Genomic DNA, 12683 nt, shown 5'->3' with positions numbered 1-12683 from the left:
AAGCACATCTCATCCGGCAAATAAATCAACGGAAGCCCACCTTTTCTCCCGACTGCTGCGTTGCTGCCTGCTCCAGCAAATCCCAGAACGTTTCGCCGCTACGGTCGCAGATCCACTCGTCGCCTTTCAGGTCAAAGTGGTAGCCGCCCTGTTTGGTCGCCAGCCACACCTGGTGCAGCGGCTCCTGACGGTTAATAATGATTTTGCTGCCGTTTTCGAAGCTGATGGTCAGCACGCCGCCATTGATCTCACAATCGATATCGCTGTCGCCATCCCAGTCGTCCAGACGCTCCTCAATGGTCATCCACAGGGTGTCAGCAAGGCGATGAAATTCACTGTCGTTCATTTTCTTATCCTGTTTTTCGTGATGAGGGCAGTATAACCTGAAACAAAACGCGTTGCAGATTACAGGCTAACTCTTGCTTTTACGCCTTCTCCTGCGATGATAGAAAACAGAAAGCATGAACTTTACAGGCAATCCATAATGAAAAACGTGTTAAAGCCACTCGCTGTCATTTTAACTCTGTTCAGCCTGACGGGCTGTGGGCTAAAAGGCCCGCTCTATTTCCCGCCAGCAGATAAAACCGCGCCGCCTCCGACCAAGAGCGTTCAGCCGCAATCGCAATCCACCACGCCCGAGAAAAACGATCGTGGGATTAGCGACGGCCCTTCTCAGGTGAATTACTGACGGCAGGAATAGATTTACATTTCTGTACCCGCGTGAACGGAGTGAATGATGCAATTCTCTAAAATGCATGGCCTTGGCAACGATTTTATGGTCGTCGACGCGGTAACGCAGAATGTCTTTTTCTCACCAGAGCTGATCCGCCGCCTGTCCGACAGGCATCTCGGCGTTGGGTTTGATCAGTTGCTGGTGGTTGAACCTCCGTATGATCCGGAGCTGGATTTCCACTACCGTATTTTTAATGCCGACGGCAGTGAAGTGTCACAGTGTGGCAATGGCGCCCGTTGTTTTGCCCGTTTTGTTCGCCTGAAAGGGCTGACCAATAAGCGTGATATTCGCGTCAGTACCGCGAATGGTCGTATGGTATTAACCGTAACCGACGACGAGCTGGTGCGGGTGAATATGGGGGAACCCAACTTTGAGCCTTCGCAGGTTCCGTTTCGCGCCAACAAAGCAGAGAAGACCTATATTATGCGCGCGGCCGAACAGACAGTATTGTGCGGCGTGGTTTCAATGGGGAACCCGCACTGCGTGATTCAGGTTGATGATGTTGATACGGCCACTGTGGAAACGCTGGGACCGGTGCTGGAAAACCACGAACGCTTTCCAGAACGCGCCAACATCGGCTTTATGCAGGTGGTAAAGCGCGAGCATATCCGGCTGCGCGTCTACGAGCGCGGGGCGGGCGAAACTCAGGCCTGCGGCAGCGGTGCGTGCGCCGCTGTTGCGGTAGGTATTCAGCAGGGCCTGCTGGCAGAAGAGGTGAGGGTGGAGTTACCTGGCGGTCGACTTGATATCGCCTGGAAAGGTCCGGGTCATCCGCTGTATATGACTGGCCCGGCGGCACATGTCTACGACGGATTTATTCACTTATGAAGCAACCAGGGGAAGAACTACAGGAAACGCTCATGGAGCTCGACGATCGAGCGGTCGTCGATTACCTGCAACGTAATCCTGAGTTTTTTATCCGTAATGCCCGGGCAGTTGAAGCGATGCGCGTCCCACACCCGGTGCGGGGCACGATCTCTTTAGTTGAATGGCATATGGCGCGGGCACGTAATCATATTAATGTGCTTGAAGAGAACATGGCGTTATTGATGGAACAAGCCAACGCCAATGAAAGCCTGTTCTATCGTCTGCTAAATCTGCAAAGCCGCCTGGTGTCGGCCAGCAGTCTTGACGATATGCTGATGCGATTTCATCGCTGGGCGCGTGAGCTGGGGCTGGCCGGCGCGACGGTTCGTCTGTTTCCGGACCGGTGGCGACTCGGTGCGCCATCAAAATTTACGCATCTGGCATTAAGCCGCCAGGCCTTTGAACCGTTGCGTATTCAGCGTCTGGGCCAGTCGCAGCACTATCTTGGCCCACTCAATGGACCGGAACTGTTGGTCATGATGCCGGAGGCGAAAGCGATAGGTTCGGTGGCGATGTCGATGCTGGGGCAAGATGGTTCCCTGGGCGTGATGTTATTCAGCAGTCGTGACGTTAATCATTATCAGCAGGGACAGGGTACGCAGCTATTGCAGGAAATCTCGCTGATGTTGCCGGAGCTGCTGGAGCGCTGGATTGAACGCGTATGACCGATTCACCCCTTTCTCAGGATGTGGCGCGCTTTTTGCGCTATCTGGGCGTTGAGCGCCAGCTTAGCCCGATCACATTGCTTAATTATCAGCGTCAGCTTGATGCCATCATTGCGTTAGCCGGAGAAACCGGTCTGCAAAGCTGGCAACAATGTGATGCTGCAATGGTACGCAGTTTTGCCGTGCGCAGCCGTCGTAAAGGGCTGGGGCCGGCGAGTCTGGCGCTGCGCCTCTCCGCGTTGCGCAGTTTCTTCGACTGGCTGGTTAATCAGGGCGAACTGAAAGCCAATCCGGCAAAAAGCGTTTCCGCGCCGAAAGCGCCACGTCACTTACCTAAAAATATCGACGTTGATGACGTTAATCGTCTGCTGGATATCGATCTCAACGATCCCCTTGCCGTGCGCGACCGGGCGATGCTGGAAGTGATGTACGGCGCGGGACTGCGTTTATCTGAACTGGTTGGGCTGGATATTAAACATCTCGATTTCGACACCGGCGAAGTGTGGGTGATGGGCAAGGGCAGTAAAGAACGTCGTCTGCCGATCGGCCGCAATGCGGTGGTGTGGATTGAGCACTGGCTGGATCTGCGCGGTTTATTTGGCGGGGATGACGATGCGTTGTTCCTGTCAAAACTGGGCAAGCGCATCTCTGCGCGTAACGTGCAGAAACGCTTTGCGGAATGGGGTATCAGACAGGGGCTGAACAGCCACGTCCATCCCCACAAATTGCGCCACTCTTTTGCGACGCATATGCTGGAGTCGAGCGGCGATCTGCGCGGAGTGCAGGAGTTATTGGGGCATGCCAATCTTTCGACCACCCAAATCTATACCCATCTTGATTTTCAACACCTGGCTTCAGTGTACGATGCGGCGCATCCGCGCGCCAAACGGGGGAAATAATGCGTTTTTACCGGCCTTTGGGGCGTATTTCTGCGCTCACCTTTGACCTTGATGACACCCTTTACGATAACCGTCCCGTTATCAAACGCACCGAGCAGGAAGCGCTCGCGTTTGTACAGAATTACCACCCGGCGTTGAATTCGCTGCAAAATAGCGACCTACAGCGCTTACGTCAGGCTGTTCGCGACGCCGAGCCGGAAATCTATCACGACGTTACCCAATGGCGTCACCGCGCCGTAGAGCGCGCTATGCTGGAGGCTGGTCTGTCAGCGGCAGAAGCCTTGATGGGAGCGAATGCGGCGATGATGAATTTTGCTAAATGGCGTAGCCGCATTGATGTTCCGCAATCGACGCATGACACGCTGAAGGCGCTGGCCCGCAAATGGCCGCTGGTGGCGATCACCAACGGTAACGCGCAGCCGGAACTGTTTGGTCTGGGCGATTACTTTGAATTTGTGCTGCGCGCCGGTCCCGATGGGCGATCGAAACCGTTCAGCGACATGTACGCGCTGGCGGCGGATAAACTGAAAATGCCAGTGGGTGAGATTCTGCATGTGGGCGATGACCTGACGACAGACGTTGCAGGCGCTATTCGTTGTGGTATGCAAGCTTGCTGGATCAAACCGGAAAATGCCGACCTGATGCAAACTGCAGACAGCCGTTTGCTGCCGCATATCGAAATTTCACAGTTGGCATCTCTGACCTCGCTGATATAATCACCAGCAGAACTCTGTATATATACCCAGCTTTTTGGCGGATGGCGCTACGCTTCTCCGCCTTACCTACTTTTACGCGGCGGTGCCAATGGACGTTTCTTACCTGCTCGACAGCCTTAATGATAAACAGCGTGAAGCGGTGGCCGCGCCACGCAGCAACATGCTGGTTCTGGCAGGCGCGGGGAGTGGTAAAACTCGCGTACTGGTGCACCGTATCGCCTGGTTACTGACGGTAGAGAACAACTCGCCGTACTCTATTATGGCGGTGACCTTTACCAACAAAGCGGCAGCGGAAATGCGCCACCGTATTGGTCAGATCATGGGAACCAGCCAGGGCGGAATGTGGGTGGGGACCTTCCACGGTCTGGCGCACCGTCTGTTACGCGCGCACCATATGGATGCCAACCTGCCGCAGGACTTCCAGATCCTCGACAGCGAGGACCAACTGCGTCTGCTCAAGCGCCTGATCAAGGCGATGAACCTGGACGAAAAGCAGTGGCCGCCGCGTCAGGCTATGTGGTTTATCAACAGCCAGAAAGACGAAGGGCTGCGCCCGCACCATCTGCAAAGCTACGGCAACCCGGTCGAACAGACCTGGCAGAAGGTCTATCAGGCTTATCAGGAAGCGTGCGATCGCGCGGGGCTGGTGGATTTCGCCGAACTGCTGCTGCGCGCCCATGAACTGTGGCTCAACAAGCCGCACATTCTGCAGCACTACCGCGAACGCTTTACCAATATCCTGGTGGACGAATTCCAGGATACTAACAACATTCAGTACGCCTGGATCCGCCTGCTGGCGGGCGACACCGGCAAGGTGATGATCGTGGGCGATGATGATCAGTCGATCTACGGCTGGCGTGGGGCGCAGGTGGAGAACATTCAGCGCTTCCTCAACGATTTCCCGGGCGCAGAAACCATTCGTCTGGAGCAGAACTATCGCTCGACCAATAATATTCTGAGCGCAGCTAACGCCCTGATTGAAAATAACAACGGGCGCCTGGGTAAAAAACTGTGGACCGACGGCGTCGACGGCGAGCCGATCTCGCTGTATTGCGCGTTCAATGAACTTGATGAAGCGCGCTTTGTGGTCAATCGCATCAAAACCTGGCAGGACAACGGCGGCGCGCTGGAACAATGCGCCATTCTGTATCGCAGCAACGCCCAGTCGCGCGTGCTGGAAGAAGCCTTACTACAGGCTAGCATGCCGTATCGTATCTATGGCGGGATGCGCTTCTTCGAACGCCAGGAAATCAAAGACGCGCTCTCCTACCTGCGCCTGATCGCTAACCGCAATGACGACGCCGCGTTTGAGCGTGTGGTGAATACGCCAACCCGCGGGATTGGCGATCGTACTTTAGATGTGGTGCGCCAGACCTCGCGTGACCGCCAGCTAACGCTGTGGCAGGCCTGTCGTGAACTGCTGCAGGAAAAAGCCCTGGCCGGTCGCGCCGCCAGCGCCTTACAGCGCTTTATGGAATTGATTGACGCGCTGGCACAAGAGACTGCCGATATGCCGCTGCACGTGCAGACTGACCGGGTGATTAAAGATTCCGGCCTGCGCATGATGTACGAACAGGAAAAAGGCGAGAAGGGTCAGACGCGTATCGAAAACTTAGATGAACTGGTGACGGCAACGCGCCAGTTCAGCTACAACGAAGAAGACGAAGACTTAATGCCGCTGCAGGCGTTCCTGTCTCATGCTGCGCTGGAAGCGGGCGAAGGACAGGCGGATACCTGGCAGGACGCGGTACAGCTGATGACCCTGCACTCGGCGAAAGGGCTGGAGTTTCCGCAGGTGTTTATCGTGGGGATGGAAGAAGGCATGTTCCCGAGCCAGATGTCGCTGGATGAAGGCGGACGTCTCGAAGAAGAACGTCGCCTGGCCTATGTCGGCGTGACCCGCGCGATGCAAAAGCTGACGCTTACCTACGCCGAAACGCGCCGTCTGTACGGCAAAGAGGTTTACCATCGTCCGTCGCGCTTTATTGGCGAACTGCCGGAAGCGTGCGTTGAAGAGGTGCGTCTGCGCGCCACGGTTAGCCGTCCGGTGAGCCATCAGCGGATGGGCACGCCAATGGCGGAAAACGATACCGGCTACAAACTTGGCCAGCGGGTACGCCACGCGAAGTTCGGCGAGGGCACCATCGTCAACCTCGAAGGAAGCGGCGAGCACAGTCGTTTGCAGGTCGCGTTCCAGGGGCAGGGGATCAAATGGCTGGTGGCGGCTTACGCAAGACTGGAAACGGTGTGATCGCCTGATGTCGCTGCGCTGACCGGGTAACATTTTGATTTGTAGGCCGGATAAGGCGAAGCCGCCATTCGGCTATCTGCCGGTTAATATTCTGAAATCATAGATAAATAATTCCCCTCTGCTAACCTTTCTGTATAAGGGGAAATTATTACTTTTTCGCCATCCGTTGCGTGTTGACGTCAAAATTTTGCTGGCGTAACATGCGCGCACGATTACGCTAAGAGGACATTCGCCTTGGACACACCCAGTAGATACTGGCTCATTATCCTGTCATCCAGGATCAACTCCTAAGGCTATCCCTTTTTGCTGATAGCCTTCGCGGTTGTCAGCGACCTTCTGTTTTTTTCCCGTCGCGCTGAGTCAGGCTGTTTAATGGTCTGAAACCCAATTTGTTTCTGTGTGCCCTCCGAACTGTCCGATAATTTTTTGCATTGGGAGTCCCGGTCATGCTGAGCGCATTTCAACTGGAAAACAATCGGTTAACTCGCCTTGAGGCAGACGAGATCGAGCACCTGGCCAGTTCGGTTTGGGTCGATTTAGTCGAGCCGGATGACGAAGAACGAAACCGTGTGCAAAAGGACTTGGGCCAGAACCTGGCCACGCGCCCTGAACTGGAAGATATCGAAGCATCCGCTCGTTTTTTTGAAGACGAAGATGGCCTGCACATTCACTCCTTCTTCTTCTATGAAGACGCCGACGATCACGCGGGTAACTCAACCGTTGCATTTACCATTCGTGAAGGTCGCTTGTTTACCCTGCGCGAACGCGAACTGCCGGCGTTTCGTCTGTATCGCATGCGCGCACGTAACCAGGCGATGGTGGATGGCAACGCTTACGAGCTGCTGCTCGACCTGTTCGAAACCAAAATTGAACAGCTGGCGGATGAGATTGAAAATATCTATAGCGACCTGGAAAAACTCAGCCGTGTGATCATGGAAGGACGTCAGGGCGATGAGTATGACGAAGCGCTTTCCACGCTGGCGGAACAGGAAGATATCGGCTGGAAGGTACGCCTGTGTCTGATGGATACCCAGCGCGCACTGAATTTCCTGGTGCGTAAAGCGCGTCTGCCGGGTGGTCAACTGGAGCAGGCGCGTGAGATCCTGCGCGATATCGAGTCTCTGCTGCCGCATAACGAATCGCTGTTCCAGAAAGTTAACTTCCTGATGCAGGCGGCGATGGGCTTTATCAATATCGAGCAGAACCGCATTATCAAGATCTTCTCGGTGGTCTCGGTGGTGTTTCTGCCGCCGACGCTGGTGGCTTCCAGCTACGGCATGAACTTTGAATTTATGCCGGAACTGCACTGGAGCTTCGGTTATCCTGGCGCGATTGTCTTCATGATGCTCGCAGGTCTGGCGCCGTATCTGTACTTCAAACGTAAGAACTGGCTTTAATGGCGGTGTCTTACCAGGCCTACAGAACCCGTAGGCCTGATAAGCGTAGCGCCATCAGGCAAAAAGCATTCACATCCCCATACGCGTTCTGCGTTGGGTATAAATCGCATCCATCACGAAAATCGCCAGCGCCACCCAGATAAACGCAAACGTGACCATTTTATCCGCTCCCGGCACTTCACCGTAAAAGGTGATCGCCAGCAGGAACATCAACGTGGGTCCGATATACTGGAAGAAGCCCAGCGTGGAAAGACGCAGGCGGGTCGCTGCGCCGGTAAAGCACAGCAGCGGAATAGTGGTCACGACACCCGCGGCAATCAGCAGCAGATTGAGCGACATCGGGTTTTGCCCGATATGGCTGGTTGGGCTATTCGCAATGCCAAACAGATAGATTGCAGCCACGGGTAAGAGCCACAGGGTTTCAATCAACATACCGGTTTGTGCTTCAACGGCAATCTTCTTACGCACCAGACCATAAAAAGCAAAGCTGAACGCCAGTCCCAGCGCGATTATCGGCAACGAGCCGAAGGTCCACAGCTGTACCAGTACGCCGCAGGCGGCTAACAGTACCGCCAGCCACTGCATGCGACGAAAGCGCTCGCCGAGGAAAAGCATCCCCAGCACGATATTCACCAGCGGGTTAATAAAATAGCCGAGGCTGGCTTCCAGCATATGGTGATTATTGACCGCCCAAATGAACAGCAGCCAGTTTCCGCCAATGAGCACCGCAGAGAGCGCCAGCAGGAAGATCTTCTTTGGCGTTTGTAGCAGCGTTTTAACACCCGACCACTGGCGGCTGATGCTCATCAGCACCACCATAAAGAAAAATGACCAGATGACGCGGTGCGTCAGGATCTCATCTGCCGGGACATAGTAAATCAGCTTGAAGTAGGCGGGAGCGATACCCCAAATAAAATAGGCAGCCAGAGCGAGTAACACGCCCTGCCGCGTTTGTTTAGCATCCATCGGGAAAACTCATTGCAGAAATGTAACAGCAGTTTACCTTTTTTTAAGCGCTTACCCCACCATATAAGTGGCGGTTGCGCTGGCGATATAGCGCTGTTCTTCGTTATGCAGTTCCACGCGCGCAACGGCTACTTTATTACCCGCCCGCAGCAGGCTGCTGGTAGCGGTAAAGCGATTTCCTCTCCCCGGGCGCAGATAATCAACGCGTAAATCGATGGTGCCCATACGTGACATGCGCTGACGCAGTTCGTCCTCACTGATCGTTTCGTGACGGGTCAACGTGCTGCCTACACACACCAGTCCGGCGGCGACGTCGAGTGCTGAGGCGATCACCCCGCCATGCAGAATGCTTTGCGCCCAGTTCCCGACCATCATCGGTTGATTATTAAACGCTAATTGCGCAAATTCTTTTTCATAGCGTTCCAGTTCCAGCCCCAGCGCACGGTTAAACGGCATATGATAAACAAACATTTCACCCACTAACTTCAGGGCTTCTTCAGCGGTCAGTACAGCAGACATACGATCTTAATACCTTATTGGTTAATGAAATGTTGATATTATGCTTATTATTTGTTGTTTTCTACTTTAGGACGGGATAACTAACGAGGAGCGAGCTAAGTATGTAGAATGCTTGTCAGAAAATTATACAATTCATCAATATTTTGGTTCAGGAGAACATTACCGATGCGGGCGATTCTGGGATGGTTACTACCAGCAGTCATGCTGCCGTTGACCGCGTATGCGCAGGAAGCGACAGTAAAAGAGATTCATGATGCACCAGCAGTTCGGGGTAGTATTATCGCTAATATGCTGCAAGAGCATGACAACCCTTTCACGCTTTACCCTTATGACACCAACTACCTTATCTACACCAATACCAGCGACATGAACAAAGAGGCGATCAGCAGCTATAGCTGGTCGGACAATGCGCGCAAAGATGAGGTGAAGTTTCAGCTAAGCCTGGCATTTCCCCTTTGGCGAGGAATATTTGGTCCGAACTCGGTTCTTGGCGGCTCCTATACGCAGAAATCCTGGTGGCAGCTTTCTAACAGTGAAGAATCTTCACCGTTTCGCGAAACCAACTACGAGCCGCAGTTGTTCCTTGGTTTCGCCACCGACTATCGCTTTGCCGGGTGGACGCTACGTGATGTCGAAATGGGTTACAACCATGATTCCAACGGGCGCTCCGACCCCACTTCACGTAGCTGGAACCGCCTGTATACCCGCCTGATGGCAGAAAACGGCAACTGGCTGGTGGAAGTAAAGCCGTGGTACGTCATTGGCAGTACCGATGATAACCCCGACATCACCAAATACATGGGCTATTATCAGCTGAAAATGGGATATCACCTGGGCGACGCCGTTATCAGCGTGAAAGGGCAGTACAACTGGAACACCGGCTACGGCGGCGCAGAGTTAGGGGCAAGCTATCCTATTACGAAGCATGTTCGTCTCTACACCCAGGTCTACAGTGGTTACGGCGAATCGCTGATTGACTACAACTTCAATCAAACCCGTGTTGGCGTGGGTGTAATGCTTAACGATATCTTCTGACAGATATTGAGAGTATTTTAATCATTGCAGTTTCTCTCTCAGGCGCTGAAAATAGCGCCTGTTTTTATTTCAGGTTAATGGGGTTAATGTGGCGCAGGCGGAAGTGTTGAATCTGGAAATGGGCGCTAAACAGGTTTTACAGGAAACCTTTGGCTACCAACAGTTTCGCCCAGGCCAGGAAGAAATCATCGACACCGTGCTCTCTGGTCGCGACTGTCTGGTCGTTATGCCCACCGGTGGCGGCAAATCCCTGTGCTATCAAATTCCCGCATTATTACTCAACGGACTCACCGTTGTTGTTTCGCCGCTGATTTCCCTGATGAAAGACCAGGTCGATCAACTGCTGGCCAACGGCGTGGCGGCGGCGTGCCTGAACTCCACCCAAAGTCGTGAACAGCAGCTTGAGGTGATGGCCGGCTGTCGCAGCGGGCAGGTTCGCTTGCTTTATATTGCCCCTGAGCGCCTGATGCTGGATAACTTCCTTGAGCATCTTGGACACTGGAATCCGGTGCTGCTGGCAGTTGATGAAGCGCACTGTATTTCGCAGTGGGGACATGACTTCCGCCCGGAATACGCTGCGCTGGGCCAGTTGCGTCAGCGTTTCCCAACCCTGCCGTTTGTGGCACTGACCGCGACCGCGGATGAAACCACCCGGCTGGACATTGTGCGTCTGCTGGGCCTCAACGATCCGTTAATTCAGATCAGCAGCTTTGACCGCCCGAATATTCGCTACATGCTGATGGAGAAATTTAAGCCGCTCGATCAGCTGATGCGCTATGTGCAGGAACAGCGTGGTAAGTCCGGCATTATTTACTGTAACAGCCGCGCCAAAGTCGAAGACACCGCTGCGCGCCTGCAAAGTCGTGGCATCAGCGCGGGAGCCTATCATGCCGGGCTGGAAAACAGCGTGCGCGCCGAGGTGCAGGAAAAATTCCAGCGCGATGACCTGCAAATTGTGGTGGCGACCGTGGCGTTCGGCATGGGGATCAACAAACCCAACGTGCGCTTCGTGGTGCATTTTGATATACCGCGTAACATTGAGTCCTACTATCAGGAAACCGGCCGTGCCGGACGTGACGGCCTGCCGGCGGAAGCGATGCTGTTTTACGATCCGGCTGATATGGCGTGGCTCCGCCGTTGCCTCGAAGAGAAACCTGCCGGACAGCTGCTGGATATCGAACGTCATAAGCTCAATGCGATGGGGGCGTTTGCCGAGGCGCAAACCTGTCGTCGTCTGGTTCTGCTTAATTATTTTGGCGAAGGGCGTCAGGAGCCGTGTGGTAACTGCGATATCTGTCTCGACCCGCCAAAACAGTACGACGGGTTAATGGATGCGCGCAAAGCGCTGTCGACGATCTACCGCGTTAACCAACGCTTTGGTATGGGGTACGTCGTGGAAGTTCTACGCGGGGCGAATAACCAGCGCATTCGTGAGCTGGCCCATGACAAACTGCCGGTCTATGGTATTGGCCGTGAGCAAAGCCATGAGCATTGGGTGAGTGTGATTCGTCAACTGATTCATTTGGGCCTGGTAACACAGAATATTGCCCAACACTCCGCGTTACAGCTCACTGAAGCTGCGCGTCCGGTGCTGCGCGGCGAAGTCCCGTTGCAGCTTGCGGTACCGCGAATCGTGGCGCTGAAACCGCGCGCTATGCAGAAATCCTTCGTCGGCAATTACGATCGCAAACTGTTTGCCAAATTGCGTAAGCTGCGTAAAGCGATTGCCGATGAAGAGAATATCCCGCCGTATGTCGTCTTTAACGATGCCACGTTGATTGAAATGGCCGAGCAGATGCCGGTTTCGCCGAGCGAAATGCTGAGCGTCAACGGTGTGGGAATGCGTAAACTTGAGCGTTTTGGCAAAGAGTTTATGGCACTTATTCGCGCGCACGTTGATGGTGACGACGAAGAGTAGTCAGCGAGGCAAAAAAGTGCCAGGATGGTGACTCACTGAACTATTCCCCCGCGAGCCATTTTTATGTTAACGCTATTTTTCACCGTTGCGTTGGTGCATATCGTTGCGCTGATGAGTCCCGGTCCCGATTTTTTCTTTGTTTCTCAAACGGCCGTTAGCCGTTCGCGCAAAGAAGCCATGATGGGCGTGCTGGGTATTACCTGTGGCGTCATGGTCTGGGCTGGCGTGGCGCTGCTTGGCCTGCATCTGATTATCGAAAAAATGGCCTGGTTGCATACCATTATCATGGTGGGCGGCGGTCTGTATCTGTGCTGGATGGGTTACCAGATGCTGCGCGGCGCGTTTAAAAAACAGGACGTAGCGACCCCTGCCCCACAGGTTGAGCTGGCACAGAGCGGACGCAGCTTTTTAAAAGGTCTGTTGACCAACCTCGCCAACCCGAAAGCCATTATCTATTTTGGCTCCGTGTTCTCATTGTTTGTTGGCGATAGCGTAGGAACAGGCGCGCGATGGGGCATTTTCGCGCTGATCATCGTGGAAACGCTGGCGTGGTTCACCGTGGTCGCCAGCCTGTTTGCACTTCCGAAGATGCGTCGCGGCTATCAGCGTCTGGCGAAGTGGATTGATGGCTTTGCCGGCGCGCTGTTCGCGGGCTTCGGTATCCACCTGATTATTTCGCGCTAAGTTTGTTACCCGCCTGGGCGTCCCAGGCGGAAT

Annotated in this window: 14 protein-coding genes; 11 read left to right on the top strand and 3 right to left on the bottom strand. The window is 54.3% G+C overall.

The annotated features are described in order from the left end of the window. Positions 1 to 25: 25 nt before the first annotated feature. Positions 26 to 346, bottom strand: a complete 321-nt coding sequence (gene cyaY / locus FDX04_RS18035) for an iron donor protein CyaY (protein WP_042314014.1) — start codon at positions 344 to 346, stop codon at positions 26 to 28. Positions 347 to 484: 138 nt separating this feature from the next. Between cyaY and FDX04_RS18030 the strand changes: the two genes are divergently transcribed. The 8 genes from FDX04_RS18030 (at position 485) to corA (ending at position 7528) form a co-directional block, all read left to right on the top strand. After that, positions 485 to 688 carry a lipoprotein gene (locus FDX04_RS18030; RefSeq protein ID WP_032940199.1) on the top strand — a complete coding sequence of 68 codons (204 nt, stop codon included), beginning with the start codon at positions 485 to 487 and terminating at the stop codon, positions 686 to 688. Positions 689 to 736: 48 nt separating this feature from the next. Next, a complete protein-coding gene (gene dapF / locus FDX04_RS18025; RefSeq protein ID WP_042314013.1) occupies positions 737 to 1561 on the top strand; it encodes a diaminopimelate epimerase in 825 nt (274 codons plus the stop codon). Then, positions 1558 to 2265, top strand: a complete 708-nt coding sequence (locus FDX04_RS18020) for a DUF484 domain-containing protein (protein ID WP_038634510.1) — start codon at positions 1558 to 1560, stop codon at positions 2263 to 2265. Before dapF ends, FDX04_RS18020 begins: the two co-directional genes overlap by 4 nt. Next, complete coding sequence (xerC, locus tag FDX04_RS18015) at positions 2262 to 3164, top strand: tyrosine recombinase XerC (protein ID WP_137371304.1); 903 nt, start codon at positions 2262 to 2264, stop codon at positions 3162 to 3164. The genes FDX04_RS18020 and xerC overlap by 4 nt, the downstream gene beginning before the upstream one ends. After that, complete coding sequence (gene yigB / locus FDX04_RS18010) at positions 3164 to 3880, top strand: 5-amino-6-(5-phospho-D-ribitylamino)uracil phosphatase YigB (RefSeq protein WP_042314011.1); 717 nt, start codon at positions 3164 to 3166, stop codon at positions 3878 to 3880. The genes xerC and yigB overlap by 1 nt, the downstream gene beginning before the upstream one ends. Positions 3881 to 3968: 88 nt before the next feature. Further along, on the top strand, positions 3969 to 6131 hold the full coding sequence (gene uvrD, locus FDX04_RS18005) for a DNA helicase II (RefSeq protein ID WP_038634502.1): 2163 nt from the start codon (positions 3969 to 3971) through the stop codon (positions 6129 to 6131). A 234-nt stretch (positions 6132 to 6365) separates the two neighbouring features. Continuing rightward, positions 6366 to 6422: a YsgD/CorL family protein gene (ysgD, locus tag FDX04_RS24335; RefSeq protein WP_212723238.1), complete on the top strand. Its 57-nt coding sequence runs from the start codon at positions 6366 to 6368 to the stop codon at positions 6420 to 6422. A 155-nt stretch (positions 6423 to 6577) separates the two neighbouring features. Beyond that, positions 6578 to 7528 (top strand): magnesium/cobalt transporter CorA, encoded by a 951-nt coding sequence (gene corA, locus FDX04_RS18000; protein WP_038634499.1) that lies wholly within the window; start codon positions 6578 to 6580, stop codon positions 7526 to 7528. A 69-nt stretch (positions 7529 to 7597) separates the two neighbouring features. Here the strand turns inward: corA and rarD are convergent, their stop codons facing one another. Together rarD and yigI are read right to left on the bottom strand one after the other, a co-directional pair. After that, positions 7598 to 8494, bottom strand: a complete 897-nt coding sequence (gene rarD, locus FDX04_RS17995) for an EamA family transporter RarD (RefSeq protein WP_137371303.1) — start codon at positions 8492 to 8494, stop codon at positions 7598 to 7600. A 51-nt stretch (positions 8495 to 8545) separates the two neighbouring features. Beyond that, a complete protein-coding gene (gene yigI, locus FDX04_RS17990; RefSeq protein ID WP_042314003.1) occupies positions 8546 to 9013 on the bottom strand; it encodes an acyl-CoA thioesterase YigI in 468 nt (155 codons plus the stop codon). 165 nt (positions 9014 to 9178) lie between these two features. Here yigI and pldA point away from each other — a divergent pair, with 165 nt between their 5' ends. The 3 genes from pldA (at position 9179) to rhtC (ending at position 12650) form a co-directional block, all read left to right on the top strand. Further along, complete coding sequence (gene pldA / locus FDX04_RS17985) at positions 9179 to 10048, top strand: phospholipase A (protein ID WP_042314001.1); 870 nt, start codon at positions 9179 to 9181, stop codon at positions 10046 to 10048. 88 nt (positions 10049 to 10136) lie between these two features. Further along, positions 10137 to 11966 carry an ATP-dependent DNA helicase RecQ gene (gene recQ, locus FDX04_RS17980; RefSeq protein WP_137371302.1) on the top strand — a complete coding sequence of 610 codons (1830 nt, stop codon included), beginning with the start codon at positions 10137 to 10139 and terminating at the stop codon, positions 11964 to 11966. 63 nt (positions 11967 to 12029) lie between these two features. After that, positions 12030 to 12650 carry a threonine export protein RhtC gene (gene rhtC / locus FDX04_RS17975; protein ID WP_137371301.1) on the top strand — a complete coding sequence of 207 codons (621 nt, stop codon included), beginning with the start codon at positions 12030 to 12032 and terminating at the stop codon, positions 12648 to 12650. Positions 12651 to 12683 lie beyond the last annotated feature (33 nt).

This window comes from Citrobacter sp. wls615, assembly GCF_005281355.1.
Classification (GTDB): Bacteria; Pseudomonadota; Gammaproteobacteria; order Enterobacterales; family Enterobacteriaceae; genus Citrobacter; species Citrobacter werkmanii.
The sequence above is the reverse complement of the archived record's forward strand: the minus strand, read 5'-3'. Positions and strand labels throughout refer to the sequence as shown.

What these genes read in the sequence shown, in the direction of transcription:
- dapF (WP_042314013.1), top strand. Translation starts at nt 737, where the DNA reads ATGCAATTCTCTAAAATGCATGGCCTTGGCAACGATTTTATGGTCGTC.
- cyaY (WP_042314014.1), bottom strand. Translation starts at nt 346, where the DNA reads ATGAACGACAGTGAATTTCATCGCCTTGCTGACACCCTGTGGATGACC.
- yigI (WP_042314003.1), bottom strand. Translation starts at nt 9,013, where the DNA reads ATGTCTGCTGTACTGACCGCTGAAGAAGCCCTGAAGTTAGTGGGTGAA.
- yigB (WP_042314011.1), top strand. Translation starts at nt 3,164, where the DNA reads ATGCGTTTTTACCGGCCTTTGGGGCGTATTTCTGCGCTCACCTTTGAC.
- pldA (WP_042314001.1), top strand. Translation starts at nt 9,179, where the DNA reads ATGCGGGCGATTCTGGGATGGTTACTACCAGCAGTCATGCTGCCGTTG.
- rhtC (WP_137371301.1), top strand. Translation starts at nt 12,030, where the DNA reads ATGTTAACGCTATTTTTCACCGTTGCGTTGGTGCATATCGTTGCGCTG.
- uvrD (WP_038634502.1), top strand. Translation starts at nt 3,969, where the DNA reads ATGGACGTTTCTTACCTGCTCGACAGCCTTAATGATAAACAGCGTGAA.
- xerC (WP_137371304.1), top strand. Translation starts at nt 2,262, where the DNA reads ATGACCGATTCACCCCTTTCTCAGGATGTGGCGCGCTTTTTGCGCTAT.
- FDX04_RS18020 (WP_038634510.1), top strand. Translation starts at nt 1,558, where the DNA reads ATGAAGCAACCAGGGGAAGAACTACAGGAAACGCTCATGGAGCTCGAC.
- rarD (WP_137371303.1), bottom strand. Translation starts at nt 8,494, where the DNA reads ATGGATGCTAAACAAACGCGGCAGGGCGTGTTACTCGCTCTGGCTGCC.
- corA (WP_038634499.1), top strand. Translation starts at nt 6,578, where the DNA reads ATGCTGAGCGCATTTCAACTGGAAAACAATCGGTTAACTCGCCTTGAG.
- FDX04_RS18030 (WP_032940199.1), top strand. Translation starts at nt 485, where the DNA reads ATGAAAAACGTGTTAAAGCCACTCGCTGTCATTTTAACTCTGTTCAGC.